Source organism: Streptomyces sp. NBC_01334 (assembly GCF_035983595.1).
GTDB lineage: Bacteria > Actinomycetota > Actinomycetes > Streptomycetales > Streptomycetaceae > Streptomyces > Streptomyces coriariae.
In genome coordinates, this window is sequence record NZ_CP130718.1 from 8,884,226 (window position 1) to 8,899,565 (window position 15,340).

11 protein-coding genes are annotated in these 15,340 nt (G+C 68.1%); 8 read left to right on the forward strand and 3 right to left on the reverse strand.

Annotated features, from left to right (window positions below):
- The first annotated feature begins 38 nt into the window (after positions 1-38).
- The 3 genes from OG736_RS39620 to araB all read left to right on the forward strand — a co-directional run bounded on the left by OG736_RS39620 (position 39) and on the right by araB (position 5,922).
- Positions 39-2,204: a beta-galactosidase gene (locus OG736_RS39620; protein WP_327186733.1), complete on the forward strand. Its 2,166-nt coding sequence runs from the start codon at positions 39-41 to the stop codon at positions 2,202-2,204.
- A gap of 40 nt (positions 2,205-2,244) precedes the next feature.
- Positions 2,245-4,050, forward strand: coding sequence for an RICIN domain-containing protein (locus OG736_RS39625; RefSeq protein WP_327186734.1), 1,806 nt, complete (start codon positions 2,245-2,247; stop codon positions 4,048-4,050).
- 150 nt (positions 4,051-4,200) lie between these two features.
- Positions 4,201-5,922: a ribulokinase gene (araB, locus tag OG736_RS39630; protein WP_327186735.1), complete on the forward strand. Its 1,722-nt coding sequence runs from the start codon at positions 4,201-4,203 to the stop codon at positions 5,920-5,922.
- Positions 5,923-5,986: 64 nt separating this feature from the next.
- Here the strand turns inward: araB and OG736_RS39635 are convergent, their stop codons facing one another.
- On the reverse strand, positions 5,987-7,021 hold the full coding sequence (locus OG736_RS39635) for a LacI family DNA-binding transcriptional regulator (RefSeq protein WP_327187836.1): 1,035 nt from the start codon (positions 7,019-7,021) through the stop codon (positions 5,987-5,989).
- A 200-nt stretch (positions 7,022-7,221) separates the two neighbouring features.
- Between OG736_RS39635 and OG736_RS39640 the strand changes: the two genes are divergently transcribed.
- The 5 genes from OG736_RS39640 (at position 7,222) to OG736_RS39660 (ending at position 11,174) form a co-directional block, all read left to right on the forward strand.
- Positions 7,222-7,719 (forward strand): winged helix-turn-helix transcriptional regulator, encoded by a 498-nt coding sequence (locus OG736_RS39640; RefSeq protein ID WP_327186736.1) that lies wholly within the window; start codon positions 7,222-7,224, stop codon positions 7,717-7,719.
- Positions 7,720-7,830: 111 nt separating this feature from the next.
- Positions 7,831-8,364, forward strand: coding sequence for an SRPBCC family protein (locus OG736_RS39645; protein ID WP_327186737.1), 534 nt, complete (start codon positions 7,831-7,833; stop codon positions 8,362-8,364).
- Positions 8,364-9,422 (forward strand): LLM class flavin-dependent oxidoreductase, encoded by a 1,059-nt coding sequence (locus tag OG736_RS39650; RefSeq protein WP_327186738.1) that lies wholly within the window; start codon positions 8,364-8,366, stop codon positions 9,420-9,422. The genes OG736_RS39645 and OG736_RS39650 overlap by 1 nt, the downstream gene beginning before the upstream one ends.
- A gap of 421 nt (positions 9,423-9,843) precedes the next feature.
- Positions 9,844-10,458, forward strand: a complete 615-nt coding sequence (locus OG736_RS39655; protein WP_327186739.1) for a TetR/AcrR family transcriptional regulator — start codon at positions 9,844-9,846, stop codon at positions 10,456-10,458.
- A 44-nt stretch (positions 10,459-10,502) separates the two neighbouring features.
- The gene (locus OG736_RS39660; RefSeq protein ID WP_327186740.1) at positions 10,503-11,174 is read left to right on the forward strand and encodes an enoyl-CoA hydratase-related protein; all 672 of its coding nucleotides are present in this window, start codon (positions 10,503-10,505) and stop codon (positions 11,172-11,174) included.
- A 571-nt stretch (positions 11,175-11,745) separates the two neighbouring features.
- On the opposite strand, the gene OG736_RS39665 is transcribed toward OG736_RS39660, so the two are convergent.
- Both OG736_RS39665 and OG736_RS39670 read right to left on the reverse strand, forming a co-directional pair.
- Positions 11,746-12,099 carry a hypothetical protein gene (locus OG736_RS39665; RefSeq protein ID WP_327186741.1) on the reverse strand — a complete coding sequence of 118 codons (354 nt, stop codon included), beginning with the start codon at positions 12,097-12,099 and terminating at the stop codon, positions 11,746-11,748.
- Between the two features lie 381 nt (positions 12,100-12,480).
- Positions 12,481-15,084, reverse strand: coding sequence for a tetratricopeptide repeat protein (locus OG736_RS39670; protein ID WP_327186742.1), 2,604 nt, complete (start codon positions 15,082-15,084; stop codon positions 12,481-12,483).
- Between the last annotated feature and the right edge of the window lie 256 nt (positions 15,085-15,340).

A 15,340-nucleotide genomic window follows, 5' to 3' on the forward strand; every position in this document is an offset into this window, starting at 1 on the left:
TCCTCGTTCCACTCCCGTTACTTCGGAGGTTCCCCTTCATGGCGGCTCTGCCTGCCCGCGTCCTCTTCGGCGCCGCTTACTACCACGAGTACACGCCCGCCTACGACCCCCATGTGCAGCCCGACGAACGGCTCAAGACCGACCTGGACCTGATGGCCGAGGCGCGCTTCACCGTGATCCGGGTGGGCGAGTCGGTCTGGTCGACCTGGGAACCGGACAACGGCCGGTTCGACCTCGACTGGCTCCAGCCCGTCCTCGACGGCGCCCACGAGCGTGGCATCTCCGTCGTCATCGGCACCCCGACGTACGCCGTACCGCTGTGGCTCGCCCGCCAGTACCCGGAGATCACCGGCGAGCGGCGCACCGGTGAGCGCATCGGCTGGGGCGCCCGGCAGGAGGCCGACTTCACCCACCCCGCCTTCCGGTTCCACGCCGAGCGGGTGATCCGCAAGATGGTGGCCCGGTACGCCGACCACCCGGCGGTGATCGGATGGCAGGTGGACAACGAGCCGGGCCTGCACCTCTTCCACAACCGCGGTGTCTTCCAGCGCTTCGTGGACCACCTGCGGGTGCAGTACGGGGACGTCGAGACCCTGAACCGCGAATGGGGACTGGTCTACTGGTCGCACCGGCTGTCGACCTGGGCCGACCTGTGGACGCCGGACGGCAACGAACAGCCCCAGTACGACGTCGCCTGGCGGGAGTTCCAGGCCCGGCAGGTCACCGAGTTCATCGGCTGGCAGGCCGACATCGTCCGCGAGTACGCCCACCCCGAGCACTTCGTCACCACCTGCATCTCCTACACCCGCCAAGGGGTGGAGGACGACGAGATGACGGACCGTCTCGACATCGCCTCCGGCAACCCGTACTACGACATGCAGGACGGCCTGCTCCTGCCCGACCCCACGCCCGACGACCACGAGCAGAAGTGGAAGAGCACCGGCGTCTGGTCGATGTACCAGTCCGCCGACTGGATGTTCTCCTCCCGCCAGGAGCCGTTCCTGGTCACCGAGACCAACGCCCAGAGCATCGGTTTCCCGTGGGACAACCGGCCCGGCTACGACGGCCAGTGGCGCCAGGCCGCCTGGGCCCTCGTCGGCCGCGGCGCCCGCATGATCGAGTACTGGCAGTGGCAGACCCTGCGCTTCGGCGCGGAGACCTACTGGGGCGGCGTCCTCCCGCACAGCGGGCAGCCCGGCCGTACGTATGCCGAAATCGCCCGTCTCGGCGCGGAGTTCGAGACGGCGGGCCCGCTCGTCGCCGGCCTCGAGCCGGACGCCGACATCACGATGGTCTACTCGATGCCGAGCAAGTGGCTGATGCAGAAGTACCCGCCGCTCGCGACCGCCGACGGCGAACCCGACGCCACCGCCTACCACCGGTTCTTCGATCCCTTCTACCGTGGCGCGTTCGACGCCGGCCGTCAGGTGCGCATCGTCCACGCCCGCCAACTGCACGACCCGCGCGGCGAGCAGAGGGGGACGACGCCCGAAGAGGCGGTACGGCGCCACCCCGTCCTCGTCGCCCCCGCCCTGTACGTCGTCGACGACGGCACGCTCGACTGGCTGGAGGCCTACGCCCGCGCAGGCGGCCACCTGGTCCTCGGCCCGCGCACCGCGTACGCCGACCACGAGGCCCGGGCCCGCCACGAGCCGACACCCGGACGTCTCGTCCCCGCCGCCGGCGTCCGGTACGACGAGTTCAGCAACCTCACGCGCGACATCCCGGTCCGCGCCGTGCCCGGTGGGCCGCTCGACGTCCCCGAGAACGCCACGGCGACGCGGTGGATCGAGGGCCTCACGGTCGTCGACGCCGACGTCCTCGCCCAGTACGAGCACCCGCACCACGGCCGCTGGCCCGCCGTCACCACGCGGCGCCACGGCGAGGGCCGCGTCACCTGCGTCGGCACGGTGCCGGGCCGCGTCCTCGCCCGGACGCTGGCCGAGTGGCTGGCCCCGGCCGCCGGCAGCGGGTGGCGCGACCTGCCCGCCTCCGTCACCGCGACCACGGGTACGTCGACCGACGGGCGCCGTGTGCACATCGTCCACAACTGGAGCTGGGAGCCCGTGAGCGTCCCCGCCCCGGCGGACCTCTCCGACGCCCTGACGGGCACCCCGATCTTCTCGGGCTCGGCGCTGGACCTCGGCCCCTGGGACGTACGCGTTCTCGTCTCCACCGACGCCGACAGCGCCCCGGCCCACTGACGCAGCCAACCGTTCCTGATCCATCCCCTGAGGAGGGGCAATGCCACGAAGAAGGCTCGGACGAGCTTTCGGTGTCTTCACCGCGACAACCGCGATCCTCGCGATACCCATGGTCGACGCACAGGCGTACGACCCGACGGGTGGGATCATGTACCAGCTCGGCAGCGAGCCGTGTCTGAAGGGCCGGGGCAACTGCGCGGTCTACCCGAAGTCGGCCGAGCTGCCGAGCGGACGTCTGGTGGCGTCGTTCGAGAAGTCCACGGTCGTGGCGGCGACCGGGAGCGCCGACAGGCAGACCCTCCCGGTCTACAAGAGCGACGACCACGGAACGACATGGCAGCCCCTGTCGGAGGTCAAGGCTCCGGCGTATCTCTCCAGCGACCCCCAGTACGCGAAGTACACCAGCAACTGGACCAACCCGTACCTGTACGCCCTTCCGCAGGACGTCGGGAACCTGAAGCAGGGCACGCTGCTGCTCGCGAGCGTCGTGTCCGGCGACGACCACTACTACAAGGAGCACAAGGCGGCCGACCCGAACTGGACGCCGACCAACGACGGCGACCGCAAGGATATGGCGATCGCCCTGTACTCCAGCACCGACCAAGGTGCGACGTGGAAAGTCGAGAACGTCGTCGCCACGGGCGGCTGGCAGGGCGGCAGCGCCGGCGCGGTCGGCCAGAACATCGCCGACGCGAACACGAATCACCAGGTGGACCCCATCTGGGAGCCGTACCTGATGGTCTACAAGGGCCGGCTGGTCTGCTACTACTCCGACGAGAACGACTACACCGGCTTCAACGCGACCACCGGTGTCCCGACCCTGGACCCCGCCAACGACACCGCCACGGACTCGCAGGGCCAGATCCTCGCCCACAAGACCTGGGACGGCCTCAGCGCGGCGTGGAGTGCGCCCGTGGTCGACGTCGCGGGACTGACCCAGAACATGGGCGGCGGCAAGACGGAGATCGGCGGCGGGCGGCCGGGGATGGCGAACGTCGTCCGCACGACCGACGGCAAATGGCTGCTGACCTTCGAGTACTGGGGCGGAGGAGCCAACACCAGGTACGTGCTCGCCGACGACCCGCTGAAGTTCTACACCGGCTCCGCCACCGGCACGGGCGTCAACGCCCTGCCGCTCGACGCCGGTTCCCACACCCTGGCGACCGGCGGCAGCCCGGTCCTCATCCGGCTTCCCGGCGGTCGCCTGGTCTACAACGCGGCCGGCAGCGGCAACGTCTGGGTCAACGACAGCGGACGCGGCGACAGCACGTGGAAGGAGTACCAGACGACCTCACCGTCCGGCTACAGCCGCAACCTCCAGTACGTCGACGGCACCGGCCGCATCGCGATCCTCAACAACCAGGGCACCTCCACGATCGCCTACGCCGAAGTCGACCTCGGTCACTCCGACGGCGCCTACTACCAGTTGGTGAACCGAAAGACCGACCAGGTGATCGGCACCGGGAACAAGACCAACGACGCGAACATCGGCAACGCGGACGTGCCCGACGTCCGGCTCGAGGCCCCGGGCTCGGCGGGCGACGCGGACACCCAGTACTGGCATCTGACGACCGAGCCGAACGGCGGCGTGAGCCTGCTGAACAAGTCGGGCGGGCGCGCGGCGGCGATCTGGACCGGCAACGCCACGGCCGGCCAGAAGATCGGCCAGTGGGTCGACAACAACGACACCGGCAGCTGGAACCTCGTCAAGACCGCCGACGGGTTCTACAAGCTCCAGTCCGTCAAGAACACCGGCCTGTACCTGACCGGGGCGACCGCCGGGGCCCAGCTGACCCTGCAGACCGCGCTCACGGACGGTTCACAGGACTGGGAACTCGTCCAGTAGACACATGGAAACCGGGGTCTGGCACTCGTTGCCAGGCCCTGCACCTCCATGCGCATGGCCCGACATCGGCCGACACATCGGCCGACACCTCGAACGCCAGGTCCGGATGGTCCGCCCGCCCGATCTCCTCATCAACCAGGATGGCTGGTTGTGAACACCGAGCGCGATGACCGTGCACACCTCGAATTCTGTGTCGTCGGAGTCGACTTCGGCACGCTGTCCGGGCGGGCCGTGGTGGTCCGCGTCCGGGACGGAGCGGAGCTGGGCACCGCGGAGCATCCCTACGCCCACGCGGTCCTGGACCGGGAACTCCCCGACGGCACGACGCTGCCGCCCGACTGGGCCCTGCAGGTTCCGTCGGACTACATCGACGTCCTGCGCCACGCCGTGCCGCAGGCGCTGTCCCGTGCCGGGGTGCGGCCGGAGCAGGTGATCGCTGTCGGCACGGACTCCACCGCCTGCACCTTCCTGCCGGTCCTCGCCGACGCCACACCCCTGTGCGAACTGCCCGACCTCGTCAGCCGTCCGCACGCCTACCCGAAGCTGTGGCGCCACCACGCCGCACAGAGCCACGCCGACCGCATCAACGCGCTCGCCGCCGAGCGGAGGGAGGAGTGGCCGGCCAGGTACGGCGGAAAGATCTCCTCGGAGTGGGAGTTCGCCAAGGCGCTCCAGGTACTGGAGGAGGATCCGGAGGTCTACCGCCGGACCGAGCGGTGGGTGGAGGCCGCGGACTGGATCGTCTGGAGGCTGTGCGGCACCTACGTCCGCAACGCCTGCAGCGCCGGCTACAAGGGCCAGCTCCAGGACGGCGCCTACCCTTCCCGCGACTACCTCGCGGCGCTGAACCCGGACTTCGCAGGCTTCGTGACCGACAAGCTGGACCAGCCGATCGGCGAACTGGGCTCCCCGGCCGGGACGTTGACGGCCGAGGCGGCGGCCTGGACGGGGTTGCCCGAGGGCATCACCGTGTGTGTGGGCAATGTCGACGCCCATGTGACGGCGCCCGCGGCGGGAGCGGTGGACCCGGGACAGATGGTCGTCATCATGGGCACCTCGACCTGCCATGTGGTGAGCTCCGACCAGCAGGCCGTGGTACCCGGCATGTGCGGGGTCGTGGACGGCGGCATCCTGCCGGGCCTGTGGGGATACGAGGCCGGACAGAGCGGTGTCGGCGACATCTTCGCCTGGTTCGTGCGGGGCGGCCTTCCCGCGTCGTACGCCGAAGAGGCCGCGGCCCTGGGCCGCGACGCGCACGAACACCTCACGGCCCTCGCCGCCGGCCGGCAGGTCGGCGAGCACGGCCTCATCGCCCTGGACTGGCACAGCGGCAACCGCTCCGTCCTGGTCGATCACGACCTCAGCGGCGTGCTGGTCGGACTGACCCTCTCCACCCGGCCCGAAGACATCTACCGCGCGCTGCTGGAGGCCACGGCCTTCGGCACCCGCACCATCATCGACGCCTTCGAGGCCTCCGACGTACCGGTGGCGGAACTCATCGTCGCCGGAGGCCTGACCAAGAACCCGCTGCTGATGCAGATCTACGCCGACGTCACCCGCCGTCCGCTCGGCGTCATCGGCTCCGCCCAGGGCCCCGCACTCGGCGCCGCGATGCACGCCGCGGTGGCCGCCGGAGCGTACCCCGACATCCGGGCCGCGGCCCACGCCATGGGCAAGGTCCACCGCGGGGCCTACCTGCCGGACCCCGAACGCGCCGCGGCCTACGACCGCCTGTACGCCGAATACCGGCTCCTGCACGACTACTTCGGCCGGGGCGCCAACGAGGTCATGCACCGTCTGCGCCGCATCCGCGCAGCCGCGTCCGCCGGAGCGATGCACACGCAGCCGGGCACGAAAGGAACCCCGTCATGACGACACCGGCCCCCACCCGCGCGGGCCGGCTCCGACCCTTGCCACCCAGGCCGACCGACGCCGCTCAGTGGTGAGCGGAAGTGCCACGGCCCGCCGGCGGAGGCGCGGTCGAGGCGCGGACGATGAGGTCGACCGGGGGTTCACTCGCCGCCAAGGGGTCGGCCTGCGGGTTCTCGATGGCGTGCACGAGACGCTTGAGGCCGTCCTGGGCCACCGCGTCGAACGGCTGGCGCACCGTCGTCAGGGGAGGGGTGACATAGGCGGCGACCGGGATGTCGTCGAAACCCACGACGCTCACGTCGTCCGGCACGCGTCGGCCGGCCTCCGCCAGCGCGCGGATCAGGCCGATGGCCATGTCGTCGTTGGCTGCGAAGACCGCCGTCACATCGGGGTCGCAGGCCAGTTCACGGCCCGCCGCGTAGCCGGAGGCGGCCGACCAGTCGCCCTCGACCAGCGGTGGCTCGCGCCGGTCCTGAGCCGCCAGCGCCGCCCGCCATCCGTCGAGCCGGTCCCGGGCGGCGTACCACCGCTGCGGACCGGCGAGGTGATGGACGGTGAGATGTCCGAGGCCGAGCAGGTGCTCGGTGACCGTGCGCGCCATCAGGTCGGCGCCGACCCCCGCGGCCAGCACCTTGGGCGCCGCGAACGGCGGTGGCGCGCCGCAGACGAGGACCGGCACATCGACCTGCACGGAGACCTCCGACCCGTCCCCGTTGCCGTTCCCGCTCTCGTCGATCGGCTCGGAGATGACGATGCCGTCCACGCCCTGGTCCAGGAGCGAGTCCACGGCTCCGGCGATGCCCGTCGGGTCGCCTTCCACGGTGTTGACCACACGAAGGGCGTATCCCGTGTCCCGGACGGCTCGCTCGACGCCCATGAGCAACGACGCGGGTCCGTACAGGGCGGTGCCCAGCGTCACCACGCCGATGGAACGTGTCCGGCCCGAGGCCAGGGCGCGAGCCGCGTTGTTGCGCCGGTAGCCGAGTTCCGCGGCGGCTGCGAGCACGCGCCCGCGCACGTCCGCCGAGACGTAGGCCTCGTTGTTGAAGACCCTGGACACCGTCTTCTGCGAGACGCCTGCCAGCCGGGCCACGTCCATGCTGCGCGGCGCGGCGGAAGTCCCGCCTCGTCCTGTCTCCCGCGCCATGGCGCCTCCCGGTGGTCGCACATCCGGGCCCAATGATGTCAGAGACCCCCTGACCACCTGCGTCCTCACGCCTGCGCGGCCGGCGCGTCCCCGCACCGGTCGTTCGCTGTACCTGCTGGGTCTCACGACTGGACGAACCTATGCTGGCTGTCATGAGGCGGACATCCTTTGCGCAGTGGCCCTGCTCGATCGCGCGGACCATGGACCTGCTCGGGGACTGGTGGACGCCGTTGGTGCTCCGTGAGGCGTTCTACGGGATCCGGCGGTTCGACGTGTTCCAGGAGTCGCTGGGGATCGCCCGCAACACGCTGACGGACCGGCTCCGCCGACTGGTGGAGGAAGGGCTGTTGGAGAAGCGCCCGTACCAGACGGAGCCGGTTCGGTACGACTACGTGCTGACCGAGAAGGGGCGCGACTTCTACGGTGTGCTGCTGGTGATGAACCGGTGGGGGGACCGCTGGCTGGCCGGTGAAGCGGGTCCGCCGGTGACCATGCGGCACGACGTGTGCGGGCAGGAGACCCACGCCGAGGTGGTGTGTGCCGCCTGCGGCGAGCCGATGACCGCGGACAACACCCACCCCCTGATGGGCCCCGGCTATCCACCGCATCTGGCCGAGCGGCCGGATGTACGCGAGCGTTTCGCGGACTGACCCGGCTGCCCGTGTGGGCTGCGTCCGCCCTTGACAAGTGAGTCTATCTACGCAACTTTACTGGTCAGACCTGGTAAGAGGTTCTCGGACGGGCAGGGAGGCCGCAGGATCATGGAGTGGACGGGCGCGCGCTACGCGGACAGGCCGACGGTCGAGGTGCACACCTGGATCGCCGCTTCGCCGACACAGGTATGGACGCTGGTGTCCGACATCGAGCTGATGCCGCGCATCAGCGCCGAGCTGCGGTCGGTGGAATGGCTGGACGGCCGCAGCGGTCCCGCGCTGGGGGCCCGGTTCATCGGCCGGAGCAAGCACGAGGCACTGGGGGAGTGGGCCACCACCTCCCACATCGTGCGGTACGAGCCGTCGAAGGTGCTCGCCTGGGCGGTCGAGGATCCACAACACCCCACCGCCGTCTGGCGGTTCACCCTGGATCCGCAGGACGGCGGCACTCTGCTGACGCAATGGATGCAGCTGGGTCCGGGCCGCTCGGGTCTGTCCTTCGCCATCGATCGCATGCCGGAGAAGGAACAGAAGATCGTCTTCGTGCGTATGCGGGAATTCGAGGCCAACATGACCCGCACCCTGGAAGAGATCAAGAAGCTGGCCGAGAGCGCCCGGACCTCGGGCGAGGTGAGCCTGTGATGCGCACCTCCACCACGATCGAGGCCTCCGGGGCCGACTGGCGCGAGATCGTCGACTACGTCACCGAGGCCGAGAAGCTCGGTCTGGACATCTGTTGGGTGGCGGAGGCATGGGGCTCGGAGGCGCCCTCCCCGCTGGGCTACCTCGCCGCGAGGACCGAGCGCATGCTGCTCGGATCGGGAATCATCCAGCTCGGCACCCGGACGCCGATGGCCATCGCCCGCGCCGCGATCACGCTGTCGCAGATCTCCCAGGGGCGCTTCCTCCTCGGACTGGGCCCCTCCGGACCGCAGGTGATCGAGGGGCTGCACGGCGTGTCCTTCGCCCGACCGCTGTCCCGGATGCGCGAGACCGTCGAGATCGTGCGCCGGGCCGTGTCGGGCGAGAAAATCTCGTATTCCGGCCGGGAGTTCCGGATCCCGCTGCCCGGCGACACGAAACCCATGCGACTGTCGATGCGCGCCGAGTACGACATCCCCGTCTACCTCGCGACCCTCTCGCCGAAGATGCTGCACCTGACCGGTGAGGTCGCCGACGGCTGGCTGGGCACCAGCTTCGTACCCGAGGGCGCCAAGGAGGCGTACTTCGACCATCTGGACCAGGGTCTGGCCGCCGCCGGGCGCACCCGCTCCGACCTCGACGTCTGCCAGGGCGCCGAGGTCGCCTTCGCCGAGGACGAGGACGCGTTGCGCGCGATGGTGTCCGGACGCAAGAAGGAGCTGGCCTTCAGCCTCGGCGGCATGGGCTCCTCGACCACGAACTTCTACAACAACGCCTACAGTCGCCAGGGTTGGGCCGAGGTGGCGGCCGAGGTCCGGACCCGCTGGCAGGCCGGTGACCGGGACGGCGCGGCCGGCCTGGTCACCGACGAGATGGTGCTGGCGACCACGCTGATCGGAACCGAGGACATGGTGCGCGAGCGGCTGCGCGTATGGCGCGCCGCCGGTGTCGACACCGTTCGCTTCTACCCGGCCGGTGAGACCCTCGACGCCCGACTCACCACCCTGGGCCGGGCCATCGAACTGGTCCGCGACCTCGAGGCCGAGGCGGCAGGCTAGCGGGGGATTCGGGCGGCCGGGGGCTCGCGCCGGTTCGAGGCGGCCCTGGCCCGGCTCGGACGGTGGACCCGCCCGGTGCGGATCGCCGGCGTCACGCTCCGGGCGCCCCTGCCGCGGTCGGTGACGGTGCGGGCGGCGGTGGCGCGGTGGTCCCGAGCGGCTCCCGGGACCGCAGCGCGAACGGACGCCGGCGGCCGTTCCTTTCGGCTGCTGGGGCGACTCATGGTCGTCGGGGCGTGGGGGTCGCTGCTCAGTCGCCGACCGCCGCCGGTGCCGTGCCCCCGATCAGCGGCCGACGAAGCGAGCAGACGCAGACCGCCGACAGCACCGCCGCCTGCCCCTTGCATGTTCTATGCCATACCCCATAAGTTACCGGCAGGTAGCTCGGCGGGTCATCTCGCCGTCGGGAGGGGTGAGGCCAGTGAGTCCGCGCAAGAGTGGCAGCCGTGACCGGATGATCCTCAGTGCTGCCGCGCTGCTGCGTGAGTACGGGGCGAGCGCGACCAGCATCGACCGTGTGCTCGCCCACAGCGGAGCTCCCCGGGGCTCGGTGTATCACCACTTCCCCGGCGGGAGGACTCAGCTCATCGACGAGGCGGTGGCACTGGCGGGGGACTTCATCGCGGGACTGATCGACGCCGCCGTGCAGGCGGACGATCCGGTGGAGGCCGTCGACGCGTTCTTCGCGCTGTGGCGCGACCGGCTCGTGGAGAGCGGCTTCAGGGCCGGCTGCCCGATCGTGGCGGTGGCCGTCGAGACCAACGACGACGCACCCCAGCTCGTCGTCTCGGCAGCCGCCGTCCTCGCCCGCTGGCAGGAGGCGCTCGCGGCACTGTTCGTCCGGCACGGCCTGACCGAGGAACGCAGCCGTCGGCTGGGCGCTTTCGTCATCGCCGCGGTCGAAGGCGCGGTGATCATGTGCCGGGCCGAGCGGAGCACCGCCCCGATCGAGGCGGCCGCCGCCGAGATCCACGACCTGCTCCGCCACACCTTGCGCGACCGCCCCGCCGCCGAACCCGGCCAGCCCCGGCCATAGCCGGCAACCACATCCCCCGGTCAGCTCACTTCGAAGGAGTCGCCATGCCCTCGCTCGACCGTCACGACAACGTCTTCGTGCTCGACCTCGGAGACGGGGAGAACCGCTTCCACCCCGACTGGCTCACCGCCGTCGGTGCCGCGCTCGACGAGGTGGAGAAGGCGGAAGGCCCCCGGGCCCTGGTCACCGCCGCCACCGGCAAGTTCTACTCCAACGGGCTCGATCTGGACTGGCTGTTCGCCCACGCCGACCAGCACCAGGACTACGTCGTCTCCGTCCACGAGCTGTTCGCGCGGCTGCTGTCGCTGCCCGTCGTCACGGTGGCCGCGCTGCAGGGGCACACCTTCGCCGCCGGCGCGATGTTCTCCCTCGCCCACGACTTCCGCGTGATGCGCGCCGACCGCGGCTTCTGGTGCCTGCCCGAAGCGGACATCAACATCCCCTTCACCCCCGGCATGGCCGCCCTGATCCAGTCCCGGCTGGCGCCGCAGACCGCGCACGAGGCCATGCTCACCGCCCGCCGCTACGGCGGCGACGATGCCGCGGCGGCCGGCATCGTCGACCGGGCGGTCACCGAGGACGCCGTGCGCTCCACGGCCATCGAGATCGCCCATGCTCAGGTGGCCAAGGCCGGCGACACCCTCGGCACCATCAAGACCCGGATGTACGCCCCTGCCCTGGCCACCCTGCGCGACGCGACCAACCCGCTCGGCTGACCGGCACCCTGACCAGCGCCCCGCCGATCGCCACCCCGAGCCCCGGCTCACCCCGAGCCCCGACTCACCCCGGCGCGGGGGCCGCCCCGGCTGACCACCGCATGAGGAGTTCGATCCAAGGTCGCTCCGGCGACTGTCATCGACGGGTCCGACGGCCGGACAGAGTTGCTGGTGTGCGCTCCTGTTCGGCGCCGTTGATGTCAGCCGTGGATGCCAGGCACAGGGCATACCGGGGTCTCGGAGATCTGTCGCGCCAGTTCCTCGACGACCTGCGGGACGACGCGCTGAGCATCCTCGCGTTGTAGTGCTTCGACAAGTGCCTGATGCACTGCCTCATACGGCTGTCCAGCGTGTGAGGCGCGGGTTCGGTCGACTGCCCGCTCGATCTTCGCGAGGTGGGCTGCCACGAGTGGCATTGCCTTCTCATACTAGCTGGGGTCCGTGGCCATGAGCCCAGTCGATCAAGGTAGGTGGACCAGGTCAAGGTCGGTGGTAGGCCCTCAGCTTGGGAAGCTGCGGGCATTTGCGGCGGGTAGGGTTGCTGGACTGGGCGTTCACCTGGCACCGGGTCTCATCGCCCTCGGTCGCTTTCACCGTGGTTCCCCGCAGTTCCCCGCTCTATCTGGTGCACTTGTGGTGCGTCGGTCATGTCCTGGCCCGGTGCTGTCGACTCGTCGGCTCCGCCGTACAGATCGGCGCGGAGACGCTCCTTGGCCGCTTCAAGGCGTGGGCCGTAGTCGGGCATGAAGATCTCGCTCAGCGTCTTGTCCAGCGTTCCGGAAATCGCGTAGATCGGCGACCAGACGGCTCGGTCGTGCACGATCCCTTCAAGGTCGTCGGACTGGAACATGACTTGGTAGAGCCAGTCCGACAGCACAAACGCTTGATCGCGCGTGAGCTTGATGGTGATCGCTTCTTCGTTCACGCCCTCAACCTAGCTGCCGCGACTGGCGGTGTCGTGGGCCAGCGCTGCCGTGAAGACCAACACGCTTTCCAACTGTGGTGGTGTGATCTCGGACGTCGTTCGAGGGCGTTCAGCTGGGCTCACGTGCGGATGGCTATGGTGTCGCAGTCGGATCTTGGTCTCGGTTGAACGTTGGTGAACCACTGGGCCTACTTGAAGGTGCCGGTCCAGTGCGGGTCTTCGCCGAGGTATGCGCTGTCGTCTTGCAGGAACGCGCCGTCGGTGCGGCTCATGGTGAAGACGATCTGCTTGCCGTCACTCTTGGCGATTGTGTACTCCGAGGTGAACCTACCGCTGTGCCCTGGGGCGAGTCGAACAGTCGCGGGGGTGCCGGTGGCTGAGCTAGCTGGATCGGCCACTCAACATTTCACGTAGTGCTGCCCTCATCTCTCGTTCGCTTTCTTTCAGTCCGATTCCACGAAAGATTCGAATGGCTTCCTCGTAGTAGATCTGTGCTTGGTCGATGTCTCCTGACATCCACTCTGCAGCCCCTAGCAAGCCGAGTGAATTAGCCTCGAAATGATGATGTGAGGTACGTCGAAAGAAGCGGCGTGCTCGATGTAGGGAGTCTCGCGCATCCTTGATTTTTCCGGATTTCAGTTGCGTATGCCCCAAGTTTATGTAGTTGAGGTGGATTCCCGCTTCGTCCTGCACTTCTCTGTAAGCAGTAAATGCCTTCTGGAAACACTCTTCGGACTTCTCTTGCTGGCCTAGCTGGCTAAGCGCTACCCCCAGCCCGGCATGTGCAGATGCTTCCTGTCTCCGGTTTCCCGAGGCGCGATGGTATGGAATGGATGCGCTGAGGGCTGCCGCTGCCTGGTGCAAGAGGCCGGATTCGCGGTATGCGGAGCCAAGGTTGGTTAGCGATGCTCCGATGTCGTTTGGGTCTCGATTCTCTCTCGAGAGTTTCACGGCGTCGATCAAGATCGGGATAGCTGCTCTGGGGCTGATATGTTGGCGAACTGCCGCGCCGAGGCTGACTGTTGCGTCGCATTGCCCATCCAAGAAGCGAATCCGTTCCGCAATTGCGGCTGCCTTTCTGAGAGTTCGAACGGCATCTTCCAGCTTGCCCTGGGAGGTGAGGTTGATTCCAATGTTATTGAGAGCCCTAACCTGCCGTTCGGCGTCACGCTCTTTCCGTGCCGCCTCGTAGGCGATCTGCGCCGATTGAAGACCTTCGGTGATGCGCCCCCTTAGGTCGAGATAGACGATGAGGTGCATCGAAAGGGAATACGCGTGTTCGGTTAGATCGGCGTCGCGAGCGAACCGTGCTGAAGCCTGCAGATTTGCGCACTCTAGGTCCAGCCAACTCAGGGCTTCGATAATTGACTGGAACTGTGGCGGGTTCCCCTCGGGGGTGCCGCGCAGTGTGAGGTCTGCATTTAGTGAAGCCTGGCAGTACACCTCGGCTAGGCGACTGAAGGCCTGTTGGCGATCGCTGGCAGACACCGTTGCTTCGCATTGCTCGGCAGCGAATAGATACACAAGGTCGTGCATCCGCCATCGTGAGGCAACGGAGCTGCGGGAGATGAGGCTGGCCTGACTGAGCCGGCGCAGGAGCGAGCGAGTCTGTGGGACAGATACTCCGAGGACTGCCGAGGCAGCCTGTTCCGACATCTCGCTGCCCGGATGGATGGAGAGTCGGCAGAAGGGGTCCCTCATGGCGCAGTCGAGGCGAGCGAGCGAGACCTGAAGGGCTGCCCGTACAGCGGTGTCCCCAAAGTGCAGGACATCGAGTCGGCTCTTCTCTTCCCTCAGTTCTGCCAGTAGCTCGTCGGTCGTGAGATCGACGTCGTCTTTTAGAATTGCTGCCGAGATGCTGAGCGCCAACGGAAGATGGCCACACAGTGTGCACAGATCATGGATCGGGTCGGGGGCGTGGAGGCGCTGGTCCTCAGATCCCAAGATCTGAGTGAGCAGGACGTTTGACTCCTCCGGGCTGAGACAGTCGAGGTTGATCGTCTCGATTCCTTCGAGCACTCCCAACCTGCTGCGAGAGGTCAGTACCACGCCATGGGTGCGTGCCCTGGGGAGCAACTCGGCGACCTGAGAGAGTTCGGCTACGTTGTCGAACACCATCAACACCGGGTTACCAGAGGCGTCGAGGGCGTCGAGCGTTCGATGGTAGAGCGCAGCCTGGCCTTCTGCGGTACGTGGGATCTCGTCACCCGGTGCGCCGAGAACTGACAGGAGAGGTCCGTACGCGATTCCGGGACTAGCCATGCGCGTGCGATGCGCCGAGAACCCGTGCATGTCTGCGACGATCACGCCGCCAGAGAACACTGCAGACACATCGTGGTGCCTGGCCACTTGGTCCACCAAGGACGTCTTGCCGACGCCGGCCATCCCTGAGACCAGGACTCGACGTCCCATGGTGGTCAGCATGTCCCTGATCGCCTGTTGCTCCCGCTTCCGGCCTACGAAGCTGGGCGAGGCACCGGAGGTTCCTGACAGTCGAGTGACCTGCAGTGACGCCTCTTCGATGCGTCGTTGTGAACGAGCTTCAACGAACTTATGGGTCAAGGCCAGGAACGACTGGGTGGTGTCCTCGTTCAGTTCCTGTTCCCGCGGCACGGCGATCCAGCTGGGCGCCTCCTCAGAGGACTCCAGACACTCCGTGAGGTTCGCCCAGAACAGCTGCTTTGTTGCTACGTCGAACACGACGCCCAGGACGGTCAGCAGGCCGTTTTTCCAGTCGTTCGCATGACCCTCGACAGGGATAGCGTAACTATGCGCCCGCTTGTACTTATTGCCGCTCTTCACCTGGATGGTGATCGCGACACCGGTTCGCTCGCCGTCCTTGGTGAGCATGACGAACAGGTCTTCCCCGTAGTCGTTGCCGCCGTCGATCTCTTGGACGATCTGATCGTGGTCTTCGAGGAGCGCGCGTAGAGCATTTACCCCCGCCCGTTCGATCCTTCTGCTCTGGGTGACCCTTCCCGACACCGTTCCCCCAAGTCACTGGCCAGTCGGTAGCTCGATCTTCGGCGAGGCTATCGGTGGTCTGCGCCCGAGGAGGGGCTTTCGGACGTGATCGCGCCTCACGCACCACTCACGCGCGACCAGTGACAGACAACGACGAAGGGTCGGACTCAGAGAGACTGAGTCCGATCCTTCGTCTTCGGCACTTCAGCAGGTCAGCGGCTTGATCACGCTGTCCGAGCTGGAGTGCCCCCGACAGGATTCAAACCTGCGCACACGG

Coding starts and splice junctions, on each gene's coding strand:
- OG736_RS39620 (WP_327186733.1), top strand. CDS start 39: ATGGCGGCTCTGCCTGCCCGCGTCCTCTTCGGCGCCGCTTACTACCAC.
- OG736_RS39625 (WP_327186734.1), top strand. CDS start 2,245: ATGCCACGAAGAAGGCTCGGACGAGCTTTCGGTGTCTTCACCGCGACA.
- OG736_RS39635 (WP_327187836.1), bottom strand. CDS start 7,021: ATGGACGTGGCCCGGCTGGCAGGCGTCTCGCAGAAGACGGTGTCCAGG.
- OG736_RS39640 (WP_327186736.1), top strand. CDS start 7,222: ATGAGGCGGACATCCTTTGCGCAGTGGCCCTGCTCGATCGCGCGGACC.
- OG736_RS39645 (WP_327186737.1), top strand. CDS start 7,831: ATGGAGTGGACGGGCGCGCGCTACGCGGACAGGCCGACGGTCGAGGTG.
- OG736_RS39650 (WP_327186738.1), top strand. CDS start 8,364: ATGCGCACCTCCACCACGATCGAGGCCTCCGGGGCCGACTGGCGCGAG.
- OG736_RS39660 (WP_327186740.1), top strand. CDS start 10,503: ATGCCCTCGCTCGACCGTCACGACAACGTCTTCGTGCTCGACCTCGGA.